The following is a 22,175-nucleotide window of genomic DNA, read 5'->3' on the forward strand; positions in this document are numbered from 1 at the left end:
TGCACACACCCACTGTTTTGCTTTTTGTCGTACTCTCAACAAGTTATGAAAAAAAATCCGTTTTGCTGTCGTAAATTGAACAGAGGCAAGCGTGATCGAAGAGGTGTATTGGCCACTTTTGCGACAAACGCTGATATATAAAACGTAAAGCACTGATAATATGGTTCTAATTGTATGCTTTTAACTTTGGCATGGGTATTGCTGTAAAGAAGGTAAAGCAACAGAGAGAAGGTAAAGCGACAAAAACCTTAAACACGAGAGTGGGGGATAAAATGAAAAAAACATTATCAACATTTATGGCACTTGTAGTACCTATGAGCGTAGTTTTAATGGCTGGTTCGGCAATGGCAAGTAACACCGATGACCAAGCTGTTACTCTCGATGTTCAGGCTATTGAGGAACTAGAACTATCGGCTGCAGTTATTCTCACATTCAACGCTACCAATCTTGAGGCATTTGAGGGGCCGAGGGTTTCGGGCGACTATGTAATTGGTAAGGATGATTTCCAGATCACGGATGCTAATAGCACATATTCGGTAACGACAAACTCTCCTGATAGTCAAAAAATAACTGCCTATCTTGATACTGCCATTACCGCAGCAGATTTGAAGTTATACGTCGCGCTTGCCTCCGAGTCTGTTACTTCCGAAGGTGAGGTAGAGCTTACTTCTGTTGTTACTGCAGGTCCTGCGACTTTGGTAACTGGGTTAAAACAGATAGCGGATTTCGAGCAGGTAATTACCTACAGGGCTACTGCCACTGTTGCGACACCGGTAGCTCCTATTACCCCGGTTGTTACATTTACCCTCATAGATGCGTAGTGATTTAGTTAAATATTATTAACCCCTCTTCTGAGGACAATGAAGCGGGCCCTATAAGGGCCCGCTTTAGCTTTTTGTTAAACAACTCTACGCAGAGTGTTCTTGTTTACTATCGTCATTCTCTCCTAGTAATAAACAGCCCATCCAGTTGATTTGTAGTTCAGTTATTTCACTCAATGCTTAATGCGCGTGGGTCTTCTATTTGTTATCTGCAGCACAATAAACTCAATGTATCAGCAATTTACCTTTCTCTTTCTGCTGAAAAAGTCACAGCATTTTTTATTAACGAATTGTAATGAAGGTCAAGGTGGAATACTTTGTTTAACCTCTTGACTTGAAAGATATTATCATGCTTTAATTAACAAAAAAAGAGAAATTCAATGAAAATATTCAAAATATTTTTGCTCACAGTAATGATGGTTATTGCTTTAAAGGAGGCCGTTTTAGCGGCGGACGTTGGCACTCAGGTGATGACTTTCACCTTTCAGCCGATTAACGAGATCATGGTCAGCGAAGAACCGAGCTTGGCTATCTCTTCTTCTGCGATTGTGGGGCAAGAACCTTCGCCGGTGACTGACAGTTCGGCCATATACGCCATAAGCACAAACGCCACTAACAAGAAAATTACAGCCCATCTTGATACGGCCCTGCCTTCATATCTTACCTTGACTGTGAATGCTGCCGCCCCGTCAGACAGCGGCACAAGCTTGGGTGACGTGAACCTCAGCACCTCAACGTCCGCTCTTGTGACGGGTGTAGGCACTGAGGCTGTTAGCAGTCTGACAATAACTTACACGCTGAGTGCCACTGTCCAGGCAAATGTGGTTGCCACTGGCATACCTGTTATCTTTACCCTTGCGGATTGAGGTATCCTTTGACCCACTTCAAAAAAAGGAGGATAAAATGAAGCGTGCAAGCAGACGTGCCATCATATTTTTTTTGATGTCGCTGTGTTTTGCGGTCCAGCCGGCGCACGCCGCCATATCTATCACCGTAACCGGATCATGGATTGAAAATATTGACAAGAACGACTTGGTGTCCGGAGCCGGCAGCGACCTACAAGGCACGTATACCAATGTTTCTGGAGATGTCCTCATCGATATTTCAGGCACAAGCGATTCTTCTGATACTTGGCGCGTTGATGTGAATAAATTTGATTCTACTTGGGATAACGACCTTTATGCCTATGTGAGAAGAAACTGCTGACGGCTCAGGGGGAAGTGTCAGCGGCGGTGACTCGTATCAGCAGGTAACAGGTATGAAGACTTCCTTTTTTACCGGTTCTGGAGATGTGAGTGGCATAAAGGTGCAGTTGAAAATGAGCGGGGCCTCCATTCAGATTAGCCCCGACTCCTATTCCACCACGCTTTATTACACGGTGAGCGATACTTAGTAAGGGAGAGTTTTTTATGAGATTAAGAAGAAAAATAAATATTTTAGTTGTGCTTTTTGTTTTGCTTCTGCCCTCTTTGGGCATGGCAAGGGTGTCGATTCCAAGCGGTTTGACCTATGAAAAGGATGCACAGGTGGGAGGAAGCTACCGAGGGTCCATTCAGCTTCTAAACCCGGGAGAAGATCCTCAAGAGGTGAAGGTCTACCAGAGTGATTATCTTTTTTATGCTGATGGCAGTAATAGTTACGGAGAACCTGGAAAAGATGTCCGTTCCAATGCCGACTGGATAAGCTTTAGTCCCCGCCGTCTTATTATTCCAGCGGGGGGCAGTGTACAGGTCGCTTATATTGTTGATGTCCCCTCTGACCAGGTCTTGACTGGGACTTATTGGAGTCTGCTCTTGGTTGAGGGTATCTCTGCAAGTTCCCCTGAGGCAGGTAATGGCGCGAAAGGGGTGATCAGTGTGGGTATACAACAGATCATGCGATATGGTTTACAGATGATAACGAATATCGGCAATACCGGTACCCATAGCCTCAAATTTGTGAAGACAAAGATTTTGAAAACCGACGGTAAGAGAATTTTACAAATTGATCTGGAGAACACCGGAGAAAGATGGCTTAGGCCGATCCTCTGGACCGAACTGTATGACGAAAAAAATAACTCAGTCGGAAAATTTGAAGGTGAACAGCTACGTATCTACCCTACTACTTCTGCCAGATTCAAGATTGACCTGAGCCAGGTGCCAAAGGGTACCTACAAGGCGTTAGTGGTAGCGGATGCAGGTGGTGATGACATGTTCGGAGCTAACTACACCCTGAAGTTTGACTAGGCCTTAGACGTGAGAAGAAAACTTTTTATCCTGCTAATTTTTCATTGCTTCTTCTCTGTTAGCGGTACAGTTTATGCCCAGAATCGTGGCGTAAATGTGAGGATGGGTGGTCAGGAACTGTTTGAGACCGCTCCAAAAAACGTTGTCACCACCATTTTTCAGGTAACGAACACCGGGGATGAAGAACAGGAGTTTGTATCTCAGGTAAAGCTCCCCCCCGGATGGAAACTGATCACACCCTCATTTCCCTTCCGCCTGAGATCAAATGCAAGTGAGGCCAGGCTGGTCAGTTTTTTTGTCCCTCAGAGTGCTTTGGCTGGGAGATATGAGATAGTCTATCGGCTCAGCTCGGTAGGCGATTCCTCTATCAGAGATCAGGCCAGGCTGTATGTGGTAGTCACCTCTGTTACAGAACTGCAGGCTGTATTACTGCATGCCCCAGAAACTGTCATTGCAGGAGAGTCTTACGATGCCGTTTTTTCGGTGCTTAATGCTGGTAACAGAGAAAACAGCGTCCTTATCAAGGTTAAAAGTGGTCAGGACCTGCCCTATACCCTTGAGCCTGAAGAGGTTACACTTGGCCCGGCAGAATCAAAGACCGTCAGGGTGACCGTAGATACTGATGAAAAGCTCAGTAAAGGTTTTAAGCATCTGCTCCGCTTGATAGTCCAGTCAGTTGAGGATGAAAAGATGAGAGCCGAGGCACAGAGTAGTGTGAACATTATCTCCAAGACAACGGGGGAAGTAGATCAGTTTCGTAGAATATCGGCTAGGGTTGTTCTGCGGTCCTTGGGAGTACGTAATGAGGAAAACCAGAACGGCCTTCAGGTTGAGTTTGCAGGGGGAGGAAAACTAAGCGAAGATGGGGACGATGAGATTGAGTTCCTCTTCAGGGGCCCTGATACCAGTGAAGAGGTTTCAACCTTTGGTCAGCGTGATAAATATTTTGCCAGATACCGGAATAATACTACCAACGTCCGTCTGGGCGATGGTAATTACTCTCTTTCACATCTCACTGAGCAGGGTCTTTATGCCCGCGGAGCTCAGGCAGGTTGGGTTTCGGCCGATTTCGGTGTAAATGGTTATTATATGCAAACAAGGCTGAGTAACTTGGAAGAGCAACAGTCTGCATTCCATATTGATCATCTCTTTGACGATACATACAGCATTGGTTTTAATTTACTTGATAAGAAAAGTGATTTGGAAGATACGCAAATTGTAAGTATGCAGGGGGAATTTGAGCCTTTTGAAGATACGACCATTGAATTTGAAGGGGCATATGGAAAAAATGAGGGCGAGCATGACAGTGCATACTGGCTTAATTTGTATGGTTCCCCTGCGTTGGGCGGGAGTTATCGCCTGGAATATATTTATGCGGAACCTGATTTTCCGGGCTATTACAGTGACCAAGAGTATATCTCAGGCAGTTTTTTCTTTCCCATAAAACAAAATCTCAGCCTGAATGTCTCTCTTAATCAGCAAAAAAATAATTTAAATTTAGATCCCTTGCTTGATTCAGCTGCCTTAACCAGATTTGGTCAAGTAGGTTTGAGCTACAGCTTTGAAACGGGGACAACCATTGGTATTTGGTCGCGCCTTCGCTTCCGTGAAGACCTTTTGAGTGATCCTGACTTTGACGAGAGGGAACTGACCTACACGCTTCGCTTGGGGCAGAGCTTTGAAAAGATGTCTTTTAATATTTCGGCCGAACGGGGAAGGGTAGAAGATATACTGGAAGATCAGGTCTATGATGTGGGCACCTATGAGGGTAGTTTTTATTATGCACCGACTGAGAATCAAAGCTATAGCACTTATCTGCGCTACAGTACCTATAACGCCTACAGTGATTCTGAGGACGACGATACTGAAGATGCTAATAGTGCGACTCTCAATAGTGGTGTAACTGCTGCTTTCAGGATAGGTAAAGATGTCCGCGTCAATTTCAAAATTGACAGATACGATAGCCTGGGAACTGATGTCGAAGCTCGGCACGTATTTGATATGGGATTGAATTATCAACTTTTTAACGAGACTCAGATTTATGCCCATGGTCGTCAAACCGTATATGGAAGTAGTTCTGATCAGGAAGATGAAACCGCCTTTATTGTTGAATTGACAATGCCATTCGGCCTGCCTGTTGGGCGGAAACAGGGTGTCGGGATGCTTCAGGGATATGTTCGGGATAAGCAGAATGATCAACCGATTTCAGACGCAGTTCTCCGTTTGAACGGTGCTACAGCGGTAACAGATAGTGACGGTGAATTTGTTTTTCCCGCCCTGAAACCGGGGGCGTTCTATCTGGATGTTGATAGTGGAAGCATTGGCCTTGATCGGATTCCGGCGCAGAAGACTCCTATGGAGGTGACTATTAGCGGGGGCAAGGAAGAGGCCGTCAAAATAGAGATAACAACAAGTGCCACTCTTGCAGGTAAGATTATGCTTTATGGATCCGAAAGAAAAGGTGTTCTACAGGATCAATTTACCTTGTCGACAAATAAACCGACCGGCAAAGAAGACGAAGAAGAGATGGCAGAAGTCCGTGGCCTGGCCAATGTTCTTTTGGTGTTTGAGCGTAATGATGAGATATGGAAGGTGCTTACAGATAGAAGAGGACGTTTTCGTTTTGATGACGTAAGACCCGGGGTATGGACACTGACCGTCCAGGCCAATAATTTGCCTAAATATTATTCTCTTGAAAAGGATACCTTTAAAATTGAATTAGCACCGGGTGATAAAAAAGAGCTGCTCATAAAGGCCCTGCCTCAGAATCGCACTGTTCAGATGATTGAACAAGGTGGTCTTTTGATTGAGGAAGATGGTAGTTAGGCTCCAATGAAAATTATTCAAGCTTGGCAGGCTTCAAGGTGCTGTTATGTCGTTTGCCTTTGGCTACTGCGGAAAGCGATTCTGCGTAGGATTTTCGTTTGAAGAAAACGCGGCTGATAGCGCGATATTGTGAGAGAAGGGGTGGGTAGTTAAAATTTTTGCAGATATCGACAAGTGCGAGGGGAATTTGCTAAAAAACGGTCAGTTCTCTAGCAATAAAAAGGGCGTAACAGGAACAAAATATTCTGTTACGCCCTTCTTAGCCCTACGATCATGTAGAATTTCTTAAAGGTAGCCTTTTCTATAGCCCTGCCTCGGCAAGGCTTTCAATTAAAACCTTCTGCTCTTCAGAAAGCTCCTGAGGGACGCTTACTGCTACCTGCACATAAAGGTCACCTCTGGTGCTGTTTGGCCCTTGGGGCAGGCCAAAACCCTTCAAGCGAAGTCGTTTGCCTGAAGCCATTCCCGGGGCAATTTTTACCGCAATCTTCTTGCCATCAATGGTTTCTACGGTAATTTTTGTTCCCAAACAGGCCTCACTGTAGGAAACAGCGTGTTGAACAATCAGATCGTCCTCGTCCCGAGTAAAACGCTCATCGGCTGCCACAGAAACCTTGAGATAGAGATCACCATTGGCTCCGCCAGTCTGTGACGGTTCACCCTTGTCACGAAGTCGCAGCTTTTTACCCTCTACAATTCCCTGCGGAATTTTCACGGTGACATTTTGATGTTCACCATTTTTACGGAGGGCAACGGTTCGCTCGGCACCTTCAAGAACTTCCTGGAGGGTAACGGTTATCTGGTAGGTGATATCTCGCCCAGGAGTAGGGGTGGGACAACCTCCACCACCACAACCACCTCCACCACCCCTAAAAGAGCTGAATGGATCTCCTCCTCCACCGCCTCTAAAAGAGCTGGTACGTCCACCACCGGCAAATTGACTGAAGATATCATTGATGTCAAAATTTTTAAAAATATCTTCTTGGGAATAGCGCTGATGAAAGTCGGTGGAACCATGGGTGTCGTAGAGTTCTTTTTTTTCTGGATCGGAAAGAACGGCATAGGCTTCGCTGATTTCCTTAAATTTTTCTTCAGCTGCCTTATCACCACTGTTTTTGTCAGGGTGATATTTTTGGGCAAGTTTTCTGTAGGACTTCTTTATTTCGGCTGCAGTAGCTGACTTGTCAATCTCTAGCTTTCCGTAATAATCCATCTTTTCTCTCTCTGTAAAAAACAAAGAGCACAATTGTGCTCTGAAAAATATCAAATGTACTGATATATTAGGGAGGGTTCACCTATCAGTCAAGGAAGGAATTTGACTCGGCATATTTCTATAGGATTGAGCTCAAATAGATGGGCTCACAGAAAAACTCTGTAAACATGTCGCGGCCCTCTCTCTTTAGCTCTGTCTCCTGTAACGTTGAGAGCAGGGGCTTTGACATAATCAAGTGAGTGACTATCATAGATGCCGAATCAGGAAGCCTTTCTCCATGGGCACTTCGGTCTGATCTGGATGGGAGCCTGGAGAGTAGGAAGAGACGGTCGCTGTAGAACTTTTGCCACTTGCCTGCTCTTTTGTAATGACACCTGAGGAGATGTAATGGTAAAATATTTATGATTATGCAGACAAACAATAACTCGGTAAAAACACTAGCACTTACCGATAATATTTATATCAAGCAGGCTCATGTCAAAAATCCGTATATTGCCAGAACAGCTCGCCAATCAAATTGCCGCAGGAGAAGTTGTCGAGAGACCTGCTTCGGTGGTAAAAGAGCTTATTGAAAATAGCCTCGATGCAGGTGCTGATCGCATTGAAGTTGAGATAGTCGGTGGTGGCACTAAGCTCATCCGCATCATTGATAATGGTGAGGGCATGGACGGTGATGATATCTTTCTCTGTCTGGAACGTCATGGCACCTCGAAGATACGGAATCAGGAAGATCTCGGGGCCATTTCAACCCTAGGCTTTCGTGGCGAGGCCCTGCCTTCCATTGGTTCTGTCTCTCAACTGTCCATCAGTTCACGTACCTACAACTCCGAGCTTGGCTATAGGGTAGAACTGCGATATGGCACCCTGGTTAAATCCCACGAAACGGGCTGTGCCGTTGGCACCATCATCGAGATCCGCAATCTCTTTGGCAATGTCCCGGCCAGAAGAAAGTTTCTTCGCACCACCCGAACAGAGCTGGGACATATCGACGAGGTTATTAAAAATTATAGCCTGGTTGCCTCTGACGTTAGTTTTGTTCTCCGGGTTGATGGTCGGGAAACGATTAACCTGAGCGGTAGCTTTAATCTGATCCAGAGACTGGCCAAGATCATGCATCAACCAGAAGAATTTTTCCCCATTGATTTCTCAACAGACGGGGAACACAGGGTGACTGGACTGCTTCTTGCCCCGGAAAAGGTTTCACCCGGTTCGGCCCGTCTCCGGGTCTTTGTTAATGGCCGAGCGGTAAAAGATAGGATGATTGTTCATGCTGTGGCAGAGGGCATGCGTGGTTTCCTTATGAAGGGTAAAAATCCTGCCGGTCTTATCCTCCTTGAAGTGCCACCAGAGGAAATGACGTTAACGTTCATCCGGCAAAACATGAAATTCGTTTTCGCAGGTCTCAGGAGGTGCACGGATTGGTGCAAGCCGGGGTTCTTGCTGCCATTAGGGCAGAGCAGGGCCATCTACAGCAAAATATCTTTGGTGAAAAATCACAGGTAGTGCCTCAGCTTGAACGCTCAGAACCTTCGCCAGCAACCCATCCCCCAGCAATAGAGAGGCAGGTGCAATCCGCCGTGGTGGGGGAAAAGTCTGCCGCCCCGATGCGGGTAGAACCCTTGGTTGAAACGGCAGAAGGGACAGAGGTCTACCAGCGGCAAGAACCGGCAAAGGTATACCAGCGGCAAGAACCGGCAGTAACTGAGAGCAGCAGAGTAGAGGCCGTGCAGATAGATCAGGAGCCTGTTGCAGAACAACTCTTGCCACGGGAGGAGGAAGGCCGAGGGCTTGAGATTTTAGGACAGGTGGATAATCTCTATATCTTTTGTCGTAGTCAGGCAGGGCTTGTGGTTATAGATCAGCATGCGGCCCATGAACGCCTTCTCTACGAAAAACTTAAAAAACATTTTAGCGCAAATAGTATGGTGAAACAGAACCTCCTCTTCCCGGAAACAGTGGAGCTTTCCCTTTATCAGAGCCAACTGGTGGAAAAACATCTTGAAGATCTTGAGAAAATGGGGTTCTCTCTGCGTGATTTTGGTGGCAACTCCTATGTCATAGGGGCAATCCCTGCCCTGGCCGGACAGATTGCCCCGCAGAAGATATTTTTTGATGTCTTGGAACAGTTTGGTGCCGATGGTAAGAGCAGGAAGGATGCAGGCGATATGCTGGATAGCATACTTGCAAGCATGGCCTGCCGGGCAGCAATAAAGGCAGGAGCCAGGCTTTCCCAGAGGGAGATGGAGAGTCTTTTGGCCGATATGGCCGCTGCTGATCTCTTCTCCCACTGCCCTCACGGCCGACCTGTTGTCAAACAGTTTTCTTCAGATGAAATAAAAAAATGGTTTTATCGTACATGAAACAAAATCTTATTATTTGCCTTATCTGTGTCAGTGCCCTTCTCTCCGCATGCGCTAAAAAGCCTGTCGCCACCAGGATGGAGACCACCGCATACTGCGGTTGTCAAATCTGTTGTGATTGGCAGAGAGGAAAAAATCAATATCTGCACCTTGATTTTTGGAACAAGTATGTCAGTGCAGGTAAAGCCGCAGGTCGCCCATACTCCGGCCTCACCGCTCACGGCACAAACCCCGAGGAGCCGGAAGAGGGGCTTTTTTCCGCGGACAGTGTCCAGCGGCCATGGATGATTCCCGTACGCATTGTTCTCTTCCCGTGGTTCTTGATGGCAGAGGATGGCACAATTGCAGCGGATACACGTTACTATCCCTTTGGTACGAGGATGTATGTTCCAGGTTATGGCTGGGGCGTTGTAGAAGATCGGGGTGGAGCAATTAAAGGGCGCCATCGCATTGATCTCTTTTTTGATTCTCACCAGGAAGCACTTCAATGGGGAAGAAAAACCCTACCCGTAAACATCGTATTACCCTAATCCCCTTAGAGAAAAATGAATAATATGAATAAAGTAATAATTATTGGCGGCGGTCTTGCTGGAAGTGAAGCCGCCTGGCAGGCAGCAAACAGAGGTTGTCAGGTAGAGCTTGTCGACATGAAACCTGAAAAGTATAGCCCTGCCCATAGTTCCCCTCTTCTGGGTGAGCTTGTCTGCAGTAACTCTCTACGTTCAAATGATCCGACCTCTGCTGTTGGTTTGATGAAAAGGGAGATGCGTTTTTTTAATTCTCTGATCATGGATGTCGCTGACAGCACGGCTGTTCCTGCAGGTAAGGCCCTGGCTGTAGATCGAGATAAATTTGCCGAGGCGATTACGGCCCGGTTGGAGTCTCATCCCAATATAAGTATCAGCCATAGGGAGGTTACTGCAGTTCCGGAACCTGCCGACCACCCTACCATCATTGCCACTGGCCCCCTTACCGCTGAGGATTTTGCTGAATCCCTAGCCGAGTTGACGGGTCGTGATCGTCTTGCCTTCTACGATGCCATTGCCCCTATTCTTGACAGTGAATCACTTAATATGGATATTGTCTATTGTAAATCCCGCTATGATGACGGCCCCGGCGATTATCTCAACTGTCCAATGAACAGGGAAGAGTACGAGAGATTTATAAGTGAACTGGCCAGTGCTGATTATATGCCCCTTAAAGACTTTGAAGATGCAAAATATTTTGAGGGCTGTCTCCCCGTTGAGGTGATCTGTTCCCGGGGTGTTGACACCCTTCGCTTTGGGCCAATGAAGCCTGTGGGCTTGCCTGATCCTCGTACCGGTCAAGACCCATACGCCGTTGTTCAGCTGCGCATGGAAAACGCCGAGGGTAGCACCTACAATATGGTGGGTTTTCAAACAAAGATGACCTATCCCGAACAAAAACGAATTTTCAGAATGATTCCGGGCATGGAAAATGTTGAATTTGTCCGTCTTGGTTCCATTCACCGTAATACCTTTATCTGTGCTCCGGAACTCTTAGCGGATACCCTGCAGATAAAAAAACGTCCAGATCTCCTTCTGGCAGGACAACTCTCGGGGGTTGAAGGCTATATTGAGTCAGCCGCCATGGGGCTGCTTGCCGGTATCAACGCTGCCCGCAGGGCAATGGGAGAGGAGCTGGTGAGCCCACCTGCAGAAATGGCCTTGGGCGCTATGGTTGGCCATCTCACTAAGAGTGCGGCCAAGAACTTCCAACCTTCCAATGTCAACTTTGGCCTCTTTCCTGCGTGGGAGAAGAAGGTGCCAAAACGCTTTCGTGGAGAGAAACGGGCAGAGGCATCAGCTCTGGCCCTTGAGGTATGGAACGAAAAATGGCAGATTAGCGAACAGGTCTAAAGAAAAGGCCTCTCGTGGCCGATGAGGCCTAATATATCCCTGTTATCTCTTAAAGCAGTCTTGTTTAAAAGAATGAACCCTTTGTAATATGAGACTGTTTTAAAAAATCATTTCACACTAACCTATAAAAAGGGCCTGCCACATGCAATTTTGTTCAAGCTGTGGAGTTGTATTGAATCTCTTTGAGTTCCCTGAAAGAGAACTCTGCTCAAAATGCTTTGAGAAACTGCATGCTACCAATGCAGAAAAAAATGGTGCCTCTACGGCTGTTAAAAAAGAGCGACCATGTGCCTGTTCTCAGGTACCTGCGGATGCCCTACTTCGTTGTGAAAACGGCAAGATGTCTATCACCACTCAGGACGGAGTGGCTCTCTGGTCTGGAGAGATGGACTCTGCTCACCAAATGCAAACAATACTGCAACAGGTCGGCCGAATTCACTCCATAAGAAATAAACGAAAAAAGAGCCAAAAGTAAGGCAAAGTCAAAACAACAATGGCAATAACTATATCGGTAGGTTCAGGAAAAGGTGGAGTTGGTAAGAGCATTGCTATCAGTAATATAGCCCTTCTTCTTGCCAAGGCAGGTAAAAAGGTCTGTATTGTTGATTTTGATATTGGTGGTGCTGATACCCATATCCTCTTTGGTCTGTTTCAGCCCAAATACACCCTTACCGATTTTCTTGATAAAAGGGTCGAGACCATCCAAGAGACTATTCAGACCATGGATGTCTTTTATGGCCTTCAGCTTATCCCCGGTACAGGTGATACCCTGCAAACTGCCAATATGAACTTTCAACAAAAGCAGAGATTGTTGCGAGCAATTGGCGGTATCGATGCCGATGTTATTCTCTTTGATGTGGGGGCAGGCACAAATTATCATACCCTCGATTTTTTCATGGCAACGGATATTCAGATGTGTGTTGCCATGCCAGAACCTACATCCATTATGGATTTCTATACCTTTCTGCAGTTGGCGACAATTCGAAAAACATTGAGCAAGTTTCTCTCCAGTGGTGATATCAGCCAGAAAATCAAAAATAATCGTTTTAGCAGCCTTGATCAGGCCCTGGAGCTGATAGAGGAGATGGAGCCAGGTGGCCGGCAAAAGGCCCAGGAGTCATTACGCTATTTTAATCCACTGCTCATCATCAATCGGGTAACCCCCAAGAGCAAGCTTAACCGGGCAAAACTGCATAAAATGGCTAGTAGGTATCTGGGCATTTACCTGCCTGACCTGGGTGATATTCCCCATGATGAGACAATGTCAGCAGCTCTTAAGGCCTTTATGCCCATAGCTGAATACGACCCCAAGGCACCTGCCTCTATAGCGTTTCAAACCATCACCCATCGCCTCCTGAAAATTCTTGCCCTTTACGAAAAAAAAGCGGGCAAGAGCGAGCTCTAAGGACTCGGCTAGAGGGTTAACCAGTGGCCGGCAACATCGACCATTCTATTGGCAAAACCCCATTCATTGTCGAACCAACAGATCATCTTCACTAATTTGCCACCACAGACCCGTGTTTGGGTACCGTCAACCACGCAGGATCTTGAGTCTGTATTAAAGTCAACGGAGGCATGGGTTTCACGGGTATAGCCAAGCAGGCCCTGGAGTTCTCTTTTGGCAACACCTGCGAAGAGATTATTAATATCCTCCACGCTGACATTTTCTTTTAGATTAACCGAGAGATCCATCAGGGAAACATTAATCGTTGGCACCCGCAGATGCAGGCATTGAAACTTGCCTTTAAAGGCAGGGTATATTGTCTGCAATCCGTTGGATAGGCCTGTATCAACGGGCACTATTGATTGCAGGGCACTTCTGGTCAGACGCAGGTTGGTGTTGTGGTAACTATCAATAACCGGTTGATCATTCATGGCCGAATGGACAGTGGTTATCAGGCCATTTTCCACCCCAAAATTCTTTTCAAGCAGGTGCAATACGGGCAGAATACAGTTGGTGGTACAGGAGGCATTGGAGACAACCCTGTGTGCTGGCTTTAGCAGTCCTTCGTTTATTCCAAAAACTACAGTAGCATCCACCTCCTTGCAGCTGGGGTGAGATATCAAAATCCGCTTTGCCCCACTGGCAAGATGAAGTTCCGCCGTTTCCCGATCATGAAAGGATCCGGAGCATTCAAAGACAAGATCAATATCCAACTCCTTCCAGGGCAGCATGCGGGGATCTTTTTCTCGAAAAATTTCTATCCGGTCATCATTCACAATCAGACATCCGTTCTCGGAGGAGATTGGCAGAGGAAAGCGACCATGGGTGGTATCGTATTTTGTCAGATACCTTATGGTTTCTATGTCCGCTAACTCATTTATAGCAACAACCTTAAAATGCTTGCCCACCTCAGAGGTATAGAGGGCACGTAATACACTCTGCCCAATACGTCCATATCCATTTATTGCAATTCGAAAACTCACAGCAATCCTCACTACAGCAAAAAAAAGAAGTAAACACCCCATCTGCAATGACTGGCAGTAATGCAAAGAGGATCGTAACCAAAGGCAGATAACGCAGGCAGATAAAAAATCCGTCGGAGACAGGGCCAGAGGTGCTAAAAAAACTTACATAAATTATCACTATTAAGGCTAAAAATCTAGCAAACAGTGTCTGCCGGGGAAAAATTACAGAGCTCTGCTCTGGGGCGAGCTATCCGCAAAAGCTCAAACCTCTCTTTATAGGTATCCGTAACTCTGTTTTATTGTCAGCGCTTTTCAGCCAGGATGTGTAACATAAAAAATCGTGACAAAAAATAACATCCTTATTTTACTATTTCTCATAAAACGTACCGAGGTGGAGCGTCAAACCGCTATTATTGGTGTTGACGTAGGTACTGGCAAGGGCCGAGCAGTTTCTCGGGGCCTCACTGATAATGCATCAGTAGATGCGAAAAGAGTAACAAAATTTAATGGGAGTCATATGAATACAATCATTAGCCCGAAAGAAATTGCCTTGTATATTGATCACACTCTCCTCAAACCTGAGGCAAGCCCTGCAGCTATTCGTACCCTATGCGCAGAAGCTCGTGAGTACTCTTTCAAGACTGTATGCGTCAACTCTTGCTATGTCCCTCTCTGTGTGGAAGAACTTCAAGCTTGCCCCGTTGATGTTTGCTCGGTGGTGGGGTTCCCACTTGGGGCTATGCTGAGTTCGGCAAAGGCCTACGAGGCAAAACTTGCAGTGGCAGCCGGGGCCGACGAAATTGATATGGTTATCAATATTGGTCTCTTGAAGGCAGGAGAACTTGAAGCTGTTCGGGCAGATATTGAAACAGTTTTTGCCGCCTGTGGAGAGGCAGACCTTAAGGTGATCATTGAGACAGGCCTGCTCAGCGATGCGGAGAAAAAAAGCGTCTGTCAGATATGCAAGGAAGTTGGTGTCGCCTTTGTTAAGACCTCCACGGGTTTTGGTCATGGTGGCGCAACCGTTGCCGATGTAGAACTTATGCGTGCTGTTGTTGGTGAGAGATGTAAGGTTAAGGCCTCTGGCGGGGTACGCAACCTTGCCGATGCCCGCGCCCTGATAGCGGCAGGAGCCAATAGAATTGGGGCAAGTGCCGGTATCGCAATTGTCAATGGAGAAGAGGTCCCCCCTTCTCGTTAAAAGAAAAACTGATATATATCGGGTGCCCATGGCTGCGGCAGAAGTCCTTCGGCAGTGATGGGTAATCTGTCTTGGCCTTGCCGGCAGATATGAGTGTATAATGAATTTGCTGGCCATCGCTGTGCCTTGGCTTGTGGCAAGCAGGTCTGTGCCGGGTATTCATGTACGTATCGGCTTTTTGTCCGAGTTCGAAAGCCGGACCATGGAAGAGATTATTTAATCACTACCATAGGTGAAAAATATGAAAAAAATAGCTGTTATCGGCAGTAATATGGTGGACCTTGTCACCTATACTGATCGTATGCCAGTAGCTGGTGAGACCCTTGAGGCACCGGATTTTGATCTTGGTTTCGGTGGTAAGGGTGCCAACCAGGCCATCGCTGCCGCAAAACTTGGGGGTGAGGTCCTGATGCTCTCCAAGGTGGGCGATGATGTGTTCGGTCCCAATACCAGGGCCAACTTTGTTGCCAACGGTATCGATGCTCGCTATGTAGAAACCGCCGCAGGTATATCAAGTGGTGTTGCCCCTATCTTTGTTGATGCAAAGGGGCAGAACAGTATCCTCATTGTCAAGGGAGCCAATAAGCATCTCAGTCCTGTTGATGTGGACCGTGCCATTGATGATATCCGTGCCTGTGATCTCATTGTTATGCAGTTGGAGATATCTCTTGAAACCGTTTACTACGTTATTGAGCTGGGTCTACGCGAGCATATTCCTGTCCTCCTCAATCCTGCCCCTGCTGTTGCCGGTCTTGATATGGAGAAGATCTGTCAGCTTGATATGCTGGTTCCTAACGAAACAGAACTTGAAATTCTCACAGGTATGCCTGTGCAGACCCTTGAACAAATTCAAGCGGCGGCAAAATTTTTAATAGATGCAGGTATTAAGAAGGTTATTGTGACTATGGGAAGCAAAGGCGCTCTCCTTGTTACAGAAAAAGAGATGACCTCTGTTCCCTGTCCTCAGGTGAAGGCTAAAGATACCAGTGGGGCAGGAGATGCCTTTATAGGTTGTTTTGCCAAGCACTATGTGGAAGGTGGTGAGCTTATCCCGGCCATGGAAGAGGCTGTAATCTACGCCTCCCTCTCCACCACCAGACCCGGCACCCAAAAGTCCTACGCCGATATCGACCAGTTCGAGGCATATAAGCGTTTTCTCTAGGTGTCTGTCCTTCCCTCTTCCGGCCTCCGGTCTGAGGGGTACCTCCTCTGCTAAAGACATCAGCTAAGGCGGAATAGTTTTGCCGATCACCTTTGCCACTGAAATAATATCTTTTTTTGCTTTTTCCCTTGCCCCCCCCTATACTGAAATGGACAGATAACACCTATCTACTGGATAAATGGATGCTTTGTAGCCATGGGCAAAGGGTAGACGATCAGGCAAAGGAGATAAAAAAGTGAGCAAATTACTCTACATAGAGGCGTCACCAAGAAAAAACAAATCGTTTTCTACTAGGGTCGCTCAATCCTTTATTAATACATTTCTGGATGCCGATCCTGCAAACAGGATAGAAACCCTGGATCTATGGGATTTTCCCTTACCGGAAGTTGATGGCAGTTATCTCAGTGCCAAATATAAGATACTTCACTGGCAGGATCCAACAGAGGCAGAGGCCCGGGCCTGGACCGAAATTGCAAATATCGTCAGTCAGTTTAAGGATGCAGACAGTTATCTCTTTAGTATTCCTATGTGGAATTTTTCTATCCCGTATAAACTCAAACACTTTATTGATATCATTACTCAGCCCGGTCTTACCTTTATGTTTTCTCCAGAATCAGGCTATCAGGGACTGGTAACCGGAAAAGCCTGTACGGTAATATATGCTCGTGGAGCCCAATACCGTGGTACTAAGGGAAGCACCCTCGACTTTCAAAAGACATATATGGAGTTGCTTCTCAGTTTTATTGGTTTTGAAAATATTCACAGCATACGGGTAGAACCCACCCTGACAGACTCTGCGTCCAGGGAGCGGGTCCTGGCTACGGCAAAGCTTGAGGCAATATCTTTGGCAAAAGAACTCTACTCTCTAATTTAAAGTTAGCCATGGTTCCCCGACAGGGGCTGCCAAGGAGCCATGGCTGTTGTTCTCTGCGTCAGGCTTCTTTTTTAATACTCAAAGGAGGATTTGACTCCCTCCCCCTCATGACGATAGATAATAAAGCGTCGTCCCTTGATCTTTTTGGTGGAAAGTGCCCTTTCGGCCTCGTCTGCTACGGAACGTTCAATGGCGACATAGGAGTAAAAATCAAAACAGTTGATCTTGCCCACCTTGCTTCCGGCAATGCCCGCATCTTTAGTCAGGGCTCCCAAAATATCTCCGGGCCTGAGCTTGGTCTTTCGTCCACCGTTGATAGAGAGGGTCACCATCGGTGGCAGGGCTGTTACGCCTTTGCCTGCCGGAGCAAGCGCCTCGACATCGGAAATCTTAAAGTCAGTGCCCATCAGACGATTAATCTCCTCCAACCTGAACTCTTCGCCAGGCTCCATAAGGGAAAAGGCCAGACCCTCTTTCCCGGCTCGACCCGTCCGCCCGATACGATGGATATAGACCTCGGACTCAAAGGGAAGATCGACGTTGATTACTGCGCTGAGCCCATTGATATCAAGTCCTCGGGCTGCCACATCGGTGGCCACCATGATAGGACTACTGCCGTTGGAGAAACGTACCAGAACTTCTGTCCGTTCTCTCTGGTCAAGGTCTCCGTGAATGGCCAGGGCCGAAAATCCTTTGGCCTCTAAGGCCTCGGCTATATCCCTGCAGTTCGCTTTAGTATTACAGAAGATCAGGGTGGACTCAGGCTTATGAGTGGCCAAAATTCTGCTGACAATAGCTGCTTTTTTATCCCATTTGCACTCAAAGAACTCTTGCTGAATTGAGTTTTCCTCGTGCTCTACGTCGACTATGACCCTTTGGGCCTTATACTGAAATTGTTCACTCAGACGGAGGATCTCATCGGGGAAGGTGGCAGAGAAGAGTAGGGTCTGACGACGCCGGGGGAGATAGCTTATAATGGCATCAAGGGTATCGGCAAAGCCGATGTCCAGCATGCGATCCGCTTCATCGAGGACCAGGGTGGTGACGTGGTCAAGATTGAGACTTTCTCGCTTTAAATGCTGTTCAATACGGCCCGGGGTGCCGACCACAATATGGGCCTGATGTTCCAGAGAGGCCAGTTGAGGCTTGATGGGCATGCCGCCACAGAGGGTGGTAATTTTGATATTGTGCTTGAAGCGGGCAATACGACGTAGCTCGCCTGCTACCTGCTCCGCCAGCTCACGGGTTGGGCACATCACCAGAGTTTGGACTCGAAAGAGGCTTACATCCAGATTGTGGAGGAGGCCGATACCGAAGGCTGCTGTTTTGCCTGATCCTGTCTTGGCCTGTGCTAGCAGATCCTCGCCCTCCAGCACATGGGGCAGACTCTCTGCCTGGATAGGAGTCATTTCATGGTAACCCATGATCTCTAGATTATCGGTCATTGCTTTGCTTAAGGCCAGTGTAGTAAATGCGCTCATGGGGTCCTTTAATTATAGAAGCAGACCCCTGCGGGCCCTAGTGGTAAATTTAGCCGGAGATGCCGGCAAACAGAGATGGCAGATAAATCATATTTTGTCCACAAAAGCCATAGTTAATGCACAGGATCATAGCCAGGAAAGGGCCGGCAAGTCCTCTGAGATGAGGGCAAGAGGTCATAATGAGTGACAAAACAGGCCCGCTCTCAGGAAGAAAGAGAGTTAGTTATGATGGAGGGATGGAGAGATGGCCGGGCTTGCGGTAAATAATGTTCCGTTTTGGCCCTGCCTTACCGGTGAAAAAAATGAAAGGAGAACTACTATGAACGCAAAGATTAAAGAAATGCCGGAGTACAATGTCGCATATGTACGCAAGATGGGGGCCTATGGCGAAGAAACCTGTAAACAGGCCTTCGCTGAACTGGTGCAGTGGGCGGAGCCGAAGGGCTATCTGCGTTTGGGAACAATACTTGGGTTATATTGGGATAACCCGGAGACTACCCCGCCCGAGAAATGCCGTACCGATGCCTGTATAACTGTTCCGGACGGAACATTAGCTGAAGGCACGATCGGTGTACAGCTCATCAGTGGGGGCCAATACGCCGTCTGCCATTTCGAAATTACGGCAGAAGGTTTTCAGCAGGCATGGAAAGATGCCTTTTCATGGTTTATAGGTAAGGGCTATGAGTGTGCTGCTAAACCCTGCTACGAGCTTTTTCATAATAATGGAGAGGAAGATCCTGACGGCAGGTGGATCTTTGACATCTGTATTCCGCTGAAAAAATCCTGAAAATAGACAGAGGGTGTCTCATCGCATCCGTCGATTGGACACCCTTTTAATTCAAAAATCTATCCTTGCTCTTCAGTAAGTGTATCCAGGGGACTTTGGACATCATGGACATTCTTTTTCATAAGATGGGTGTAGATTTCCGTTGTCTTTACATCCTTATGGCCCAGCAATTTTTGCAGGAGGTGGAGATGAGTTCCCTGCTCTAAGAGGTGGGTTGCATAACTGTGGCGCAGGGTGTGACAGGTAACATGTTTTTCTATATTTGTCCTGCTCGTGGCGGTTTTTATCGCCTTCTGCAGGCCTGATTCCATCACATGGTGTCGACGTCTTTTGCCGGAACGTGGGTCCGAGGAAATTTTGCTGGCAGGAAAGAGAAATTGCCAGTTAACATCCATGGCCGCGAGTGGGTATTTAAAGGCCACCGCCTGGGGCAGATAGACCTCTCCATAGCCCTCGACTATATCCTCTTTATGTAGCTGTATCACCCGCGATACCTGGGCCTGGAGTTGATCGGTGATCAATCTCGGCAGGGGGACAGTTCGGTCATAACCGCCCTTACCTGCATTGACGAAAACGTGGCCCTCTGCAAAAACTATATCCTTGACCCTGAGACGAATGCACTCCATTAGGCCTAAGCCACAGCCATAAAGCAATTGCGCCATGAGGAGATGTTGGCCTCGAAGTTGCGAGAGGAGCTGGCTCACCTCTTCTTGAGTCAAGACAGTGGGTAATTTCAGGTGTCGCTTACTGCGACTAGGTGCAATAGCTGTCAATTCTATTCCCAATACTCTCTGGAAGAGGAAGGAGATAGCGTTGAGTGCCTGTCGCTGAGTACTTGTTGAGGCGTTTTCATGCTCCTGCAGATAATGCAAATATTCTTCAACTTCAGTTATCCCCATTTGTGCTGGCTCTTGTGGAGAGTCATAAAAATTCAAAAAACGAATAATCCATGCACAGTAACTCTGCTCGGTTCGATAGGCATAATTATAATAGCGTAACACCTCTTGTACCTGTTCCAGCAACCCAAGCTCCGGGTCTGGAATAAACTCTCTGCTACTTTCCATCCTTACACCTCTATACAAATACACACAGGACACATAGATAAATTCGGACTAGGTGAAATGGCTGATTTTATTCGTCACGATCAGGGGGAGAGAAAACTTGCGACAAGAATACCCCTAATCAGCTATACTACACGCTAGCATAATATGGGAGATGAATTACAAAAAATAAAGAAAGATGTAAAGTCTCTGTTTTTTTTTGCAAAAAAACAGAGAGAAAGGGATCTCTTTTTGTCATGGCCTATATAGGCCACACAGAACTTTTCTTAATCGTCTCTTGGACCTCATAAGCTTGTAGCTAACAGTAGCCCGAAAAAAAAGAGATCATTCGAGCATGCAGAAAGATTAGATATAATAACATATTGTTAGATCAATTTCACAGATAAGGGTATTCTTCTGGTAGTTTCCTCGCATATGGGGGCGCTCAAGAAATAGTCCCGAGTATTTTTTGCATCTGATTTTTCCGGGTTGATCAGATAAAAAATAAGGAAGATTATGAAATTAAAAACAACCATGGCCCTTGTCATGTTGGCCTGGTTATCACTCATTGCCCTATCTTTTTTTTGGAACTATACAAACGCAATCAAAGAGCAGGAGAGAGTTGCCCTGTTCTCTGCAAGGAATTTTTTTCAACATATTGTTGCTGCTCGTCTTTGGAATGCCCAGCACGCTATGTGCCTGTCACAGAAAAGACACAGCCAAACCAATATCTTGATGTGCCAATGAGAGAAATTGTAGTCAATGATGATTTGACCTTAACCAAGGTTAACCCGGCCTTTATGACCCGGCAAATTTCTGACATAACCCGGGTACATGAGGGTGTGCAGTTTCATCTTACTAGTCTCAAGCCTCTTCGGCCGGGTAACAGAGCAACGGCAAGGGAAAGAGAATTCCTTAAAGAATTTGCAAGTGGGACCAGAGAAAAAGAGCTTTACAGTGACCGGGAAGTAAAGGATTCATTTTTTTATATGGCTCCTCTTATAACGGAGAAGGCATGTTTGCAATGCCATGCCCGGCAGGGTTATAGGGAAGGTGACATACGAGGCGGGGTCAGCATAACAACACCCTATGCCATGCCAACCATTTTTCCCACTCCTTATCGGCCATATGTTAATAGCCTTTGTCGGCCTGGTTGGTATCTTTCTCTTTGGGTGGAGATTAAACAGGGCCTATGAAATAATAAAAAGGCAGGCGGCATTCGATGCGGTAACAGGAATTCCAAACTATCGAAGCTTTGCAGAGATTTTATGCAGAGAAGGCGGGTTGTAAAAGAAATCAGCAGCCTCTTTCAATTATAATGGGCGATATAGATAATTTTAAGCTCTATAATGATAGCTATGGTCACAGTAAAGGTAATATCTGTTTAAAGGGAGTGGCGCAGGCGATACATGAATCGCTGAAAAGACCCGCAGATTTTTGTGCACGCTATGGGGGGGAAGAGTTTATTATCCTCCTGCCCAACACCCCTCCCCGATCTGCCCTGAAGGTCGCGGAGAGAATACAGGCAAATATTGAGGCAAAGGGAATTGTACACACAAAATCAATGCCAACGGGACTTGTCACCATAAGCCTTGGTATCAGCAGTGCTCTCCCAGGTCTTTGGCCAAAAAAGGACGAGTTGATCAGCCAGGCAGATATGGCCATGTACAGATCAAAGGGGCTTGGTCGAAATCAGATTAGTTTTTTTAATAAAATAGATGACTCCACCAGTGAGTGAGAGACTTTCTTTTCACCCCATTAAGGGCTAAAAAAATACCTCCTGAGCTTGGCTCAATTATTTTTGGCCAGTTAGTTTTTTTCCTTTCTCATAAAAAACATTCCAACTCTCCCTCCTTTTCTTTACAATAAAAGGAACAAAAAATTCAGGAAAGGCCG

Annotated in this window: 23 protein-coding genes; 19 read left to right on the top strand and 4 right to left on the bottom strand. The window is 46.6% G+C overall.

All coding sequences use genetic code 11. From position 1 onward, the window contains the following. Window positions 1–314 precede the first annotated feature (314 nt). The 6 genes from DP_RS10030 (at window position 315) to DP_RS10050 (ending at window position 5,872) form a co-directional block, all read left to right on the top strand. Complete coding sequence (locus DP_RS10030; protein WP_156792259.1) at window positions 315–821, top strand: hypothetical protein; 507 nt, start codon at window positions 315–317, stop codon at window positions 819–821. Between the two features lie 380 nt (window positions 822–1,201). Next, complete coding sequence (locus DP_RS10035) at window positions 1,202–1,687, top strand: hypothetical protein (RefSeq protein WP_011189202.1); 486 nt, start codon at window positions 1,202–1,204, stop codon at window positions 1,685–1,687. 37 nt (window positions 1,688–1,724) lie between these two features. Then, the gene (locus DP_RS10040; protein ID WP_041277871.1) at window positions 1,725–2,027 is read left to right on the top strand and encodes a hypothetical protein; all 303 of its coding nucleotides are present in this window, start codon (window positions 1,725–1,727) and stop codon (window positions 2,025–2,027) included. Between the two features lie 52 nt (window positions 2,028–2,079). Next, a complete protein-coding gene (locus DP_RS18810; protein WP_265588545.1) occupies window positions 2,080–2,214 on the top strand; it encodes a hypothetical protein in 135 nt (44 codons plus the stop codon). Window positions 2,215–2,230: 16 nt separating this feature from the next. Further along, on the top strand, window positions 2,231–3,046 hold the full coding sequence (locus tag DP_RS10045; protein ID WP_011189204.1) for a hypothetical protein: 816 nt from the start codon (window positions 2,231–2,233) through the stop codon (window positions 3,044–3,046). Between the two features lie 102 nt (window positions 3,047–3,148). Beyond that, window positions 3,149–5,872 (top strand): hypothetical protein, encoded by a 2,724-nt coding sequence (locus DP_RS10050; protein WP_041277872.1) that lies wholly within the window; start codon window positions 3,149–3,151, stop codon window positions 5,870–5,872. Between the two features lie 301 nt (window positions 5,873–6,173). Here the strand turns inward: DP_RS10050 and DP_RS10055 are convergent, their stop codons facing one another. Then, complete coding sequence (locus tag DP_RS10055) at window positions 6,174–7,085, bottom strand: DnaJ C-terminal domain-containing protein (RefSeq protein WP_041277873.1); 912 nt, start codon at window positions 7,083–7,085, stop codon at window positions 6,174–6,176. A 474-nt stretch (window positions 7,086–7,559) separates the two neighbouring features. On the opposite strand from DP_RS10055, the gene mutL reads away from it, so the two are divergent. From mutL to DP_RS10080, 6 genes are all read left to right on the top strand, one after another. Beyond that, entirely contained in the window at window positions 7,560–8,588 is a 1,029-nt protein-coding gene (mutL, locus tag DP_RS16915; protein ID WP_011189207.1) for a DNA mismatch repair endonuclease MutL, read from the top strand. After that, window positions 8,471–9,445: a DNA mismatch repair MutL family protein gene (locus DP_RS16920; RefSeq protein WP_407637899.1), complete on the top strand. Its 975-nt coding sequence runs from the start codon at window positions 8,471–8,473 to the stop codon at window positions 9,443–9,445. The genes mutL and DP_RS16920 overlap by 118 nt, the downstream gene beginning before the upstream one ends. Continuing rightward, the gene (locus DP_RS10065) at window positions 9,442–9,975 is read left to right on the top strand and encodes a 3D domain-containing protein (RefSeq protein WP_228130138.1); all 534 of its coding nucleotides are present in this window, start codon (window positions 9,442–9,444) and stop codon (window positions 9,973–9,975) included. Before DP_RS16920 ends, DP_RS10065 begins: the two co-directional genes overlap by 4 nt. A 15-nt stretch (window positions 9,976–9,990) precedes the next feature. Next, window positions 9,991–11,325, top strand: a complete 1,335-nt coding sequence (gene trmFO, locus DP_RS10070; RefSeq protein WP_011189210.1) for a methylenetetrahydrofolate--tRNA-(uracil(54)-C(5))-methyltransferase (FADH(2)-oxidizing) TrmFO — start codon at window positions 9,991–9,993, stop codon at window positions 11,323–11,325. Window positions 11,326–11,497: 172 nt separating this feature from the next. Further along, window positions 11,498–11,800, top strand: a complete 303-nt coding sequence (locus tag DP_RS10075; protein ID WP_156792260.1) for a hypothetical protein — start codon at window positions 11,498–11,500, stop codon at window positions 11,798–11,800. Between the two features lie 18 nt (window positions 11,801–11,818). Further along, entirely contained in the window at window positions 11,819–12,730 is a 912-nt protein-coding gene (locus DP_RS10080; RefSeq protein WP_011189212.1) for a MinD/ParA family ATP-binding protein, read from the top strand. A gap of 8 nt (window positions 12,731–12,738) precedes the next feature. Here DP_RS10080 and DP_RS10085 read toward each other — a convergent pair whose 3' ends face one another. Next, window positions 12,739–13,752, bottom strand: a complete 1,014-nt coding sequence (locus DP_RS10085; protein WP_041277874.1) for a type I glyceraldehyde-3-phosphate dehydrogenase — start codon at window positions 13,750–13,752, stop codon at window positions 12,739–12,741. A 499-nt stretch (window positions 13,753–14,251) separates the two neighbouring features. On the opposite strand from DP_RS10085, the gene deoC reads away from it, so the two are divergent. From deoC to DP_RS10100, 3 genes are all read left to right on the top strand, one after another. Continuing rightward, window positions 14,252–14,935: a deoxyribose-phosphate aldolase gene (gene deoC, locus DP_RS10090; protein WP_011189214.1), complete on the top strand. Its 684-nt coding sequence runs from the start codon at window positions 14,252–14,254 to the stop codon at window positions 14,933–14,935. A gap of 241 nt (window positions 14,936–15,176) precedes the next feature. Continuing rightward, a complete protein-coding gene (gene rbsK, locus DP_RS10095) occupies window positions 15,177–16,097 on the top strand; it encodes a ribokinase (protein WP_041277875.1) in 921 nt (306 codons plus the stop codon). Between the two features lie 235 nt (window positions 16,098–16,332). Then, window positions 16,333–16,971 carry an FMN-dependent NADH-azoreductase gene (locus tag DP_RS10100; protein WP_011189216.1) on the top strand — a complete coding sequence of 213 codons (639 nt, stop codon included), beginning with the start codon at window positions 16,333–16,335 and terminating at the stop codon, window positions 16,969–16,971. A 71-nt stretch (window positions 16,972–17,042) separates the two neighbouring features. Here the strand turns inward: DP_RS10100 and dbpA are convergent, their stop codons facing one another. Continuing rightward, the gene (dbpA, locus tag DP_RS10105) at window positions 17,043–18,452 is read right to left on the bottom strand and encodes an ATP-dependent RNA helicase DbpA (RefSeq protein ID WP_011189217.1); all 1,410 of its coding nucleotides are present in this window, start codon (window positions 18,450–18,452) and stop codon (window positions 17,043–17,045) included. Between the two features lie 319 nt (window positions 18,453–18,771). Between dbpA and DP_RS10115 the strand changes: the two genes are divergently transcribed. Then, on the top strand, window positions 18,772–19,239 hold the full coding sequence (locus tag DP_RS10115; RefSeq protein WP_011189218.1) for an AraC family transcriptional regulator: 468 nt from the start codon (window positions 18,772–18,774) through the stop codon (window positions 19,237–19,239). Window positions 19,240–19,298: 59 nt separating this feature from the next. Here the strand turns inward: DP_RS10115 and DP_RS10120 are convergent, their stop codons facing one another. Continuing rightward, window positions 19,299–20,303 carry an integron integrase gene (locus tag DP_RS10120; RefSeq protein WP_156792261.1) on the bottom strand — a complete coding sequence of 335 codons (1,005 nt, stop codon included), beginning with the start codon at window positions 20,301–20,303 and terminating at the stop codon, window positions 19,299–19,301. A gap of 492 nt (window positions 20,304–20,795) precedes the next feature. On the opposite strand from DP_RS10120, the gene DP_RS10125 reads away from it, so the two are divergent. From DP_RS10125 to DP_RS10135, 3 genes are read left to right on the top strand one after another with little or no spacing between them, the layout of a single operon-like run. Beyond that, window positions 20,796–21,026: a hypothetical protein gene (locus DP_RS10125; protein WP_041277877.1), complete on the top strand. Its 231-nt coding sequence runs from the start codon at window positions 20,796–20,798 to the stop codon at window positions 21,024–21,026. After that, complete coding sequence (locus tag DP_RS10130) at window positions 21,023–21,475, top strand: Tll0287-like domain-containing protein (RefSeq protein WP_041277878.1); 453 nt, start codon at window positions 21,023–21,025, stop codon at window positions 21,473–21,475. The genes DP_RS10125 and DP_RS10130 overlap by 4 nt, the downstream gene beginning before the upstream one ends. 59 nt (window positions 21,476–21,534) lie before the next feature. Further along, on the top strand, window positions 21,535–22,017 hold the full coding sequence (locus DP_RS10135) for a GGDEF domain-containing protein (protein WP_011189221.1): 483 nt from the start codon (window positions 21,535–21,537) through the stop codon (window positions 22,015–22,017). The last annotated feature ends 158 nt before the right edge of the window (window positions 22,018–22,175 follow it).

The organism is Desulfotalea psychrophila LSv54 (genome assembly GCF_000025945.1).
Lineage (GTDB): Bacteria > Desulfobacterota > Desulfobulbia > Desulfobulbales > Desulfocapsaceae > Desulfotalea > Desulfotalea psychrophila.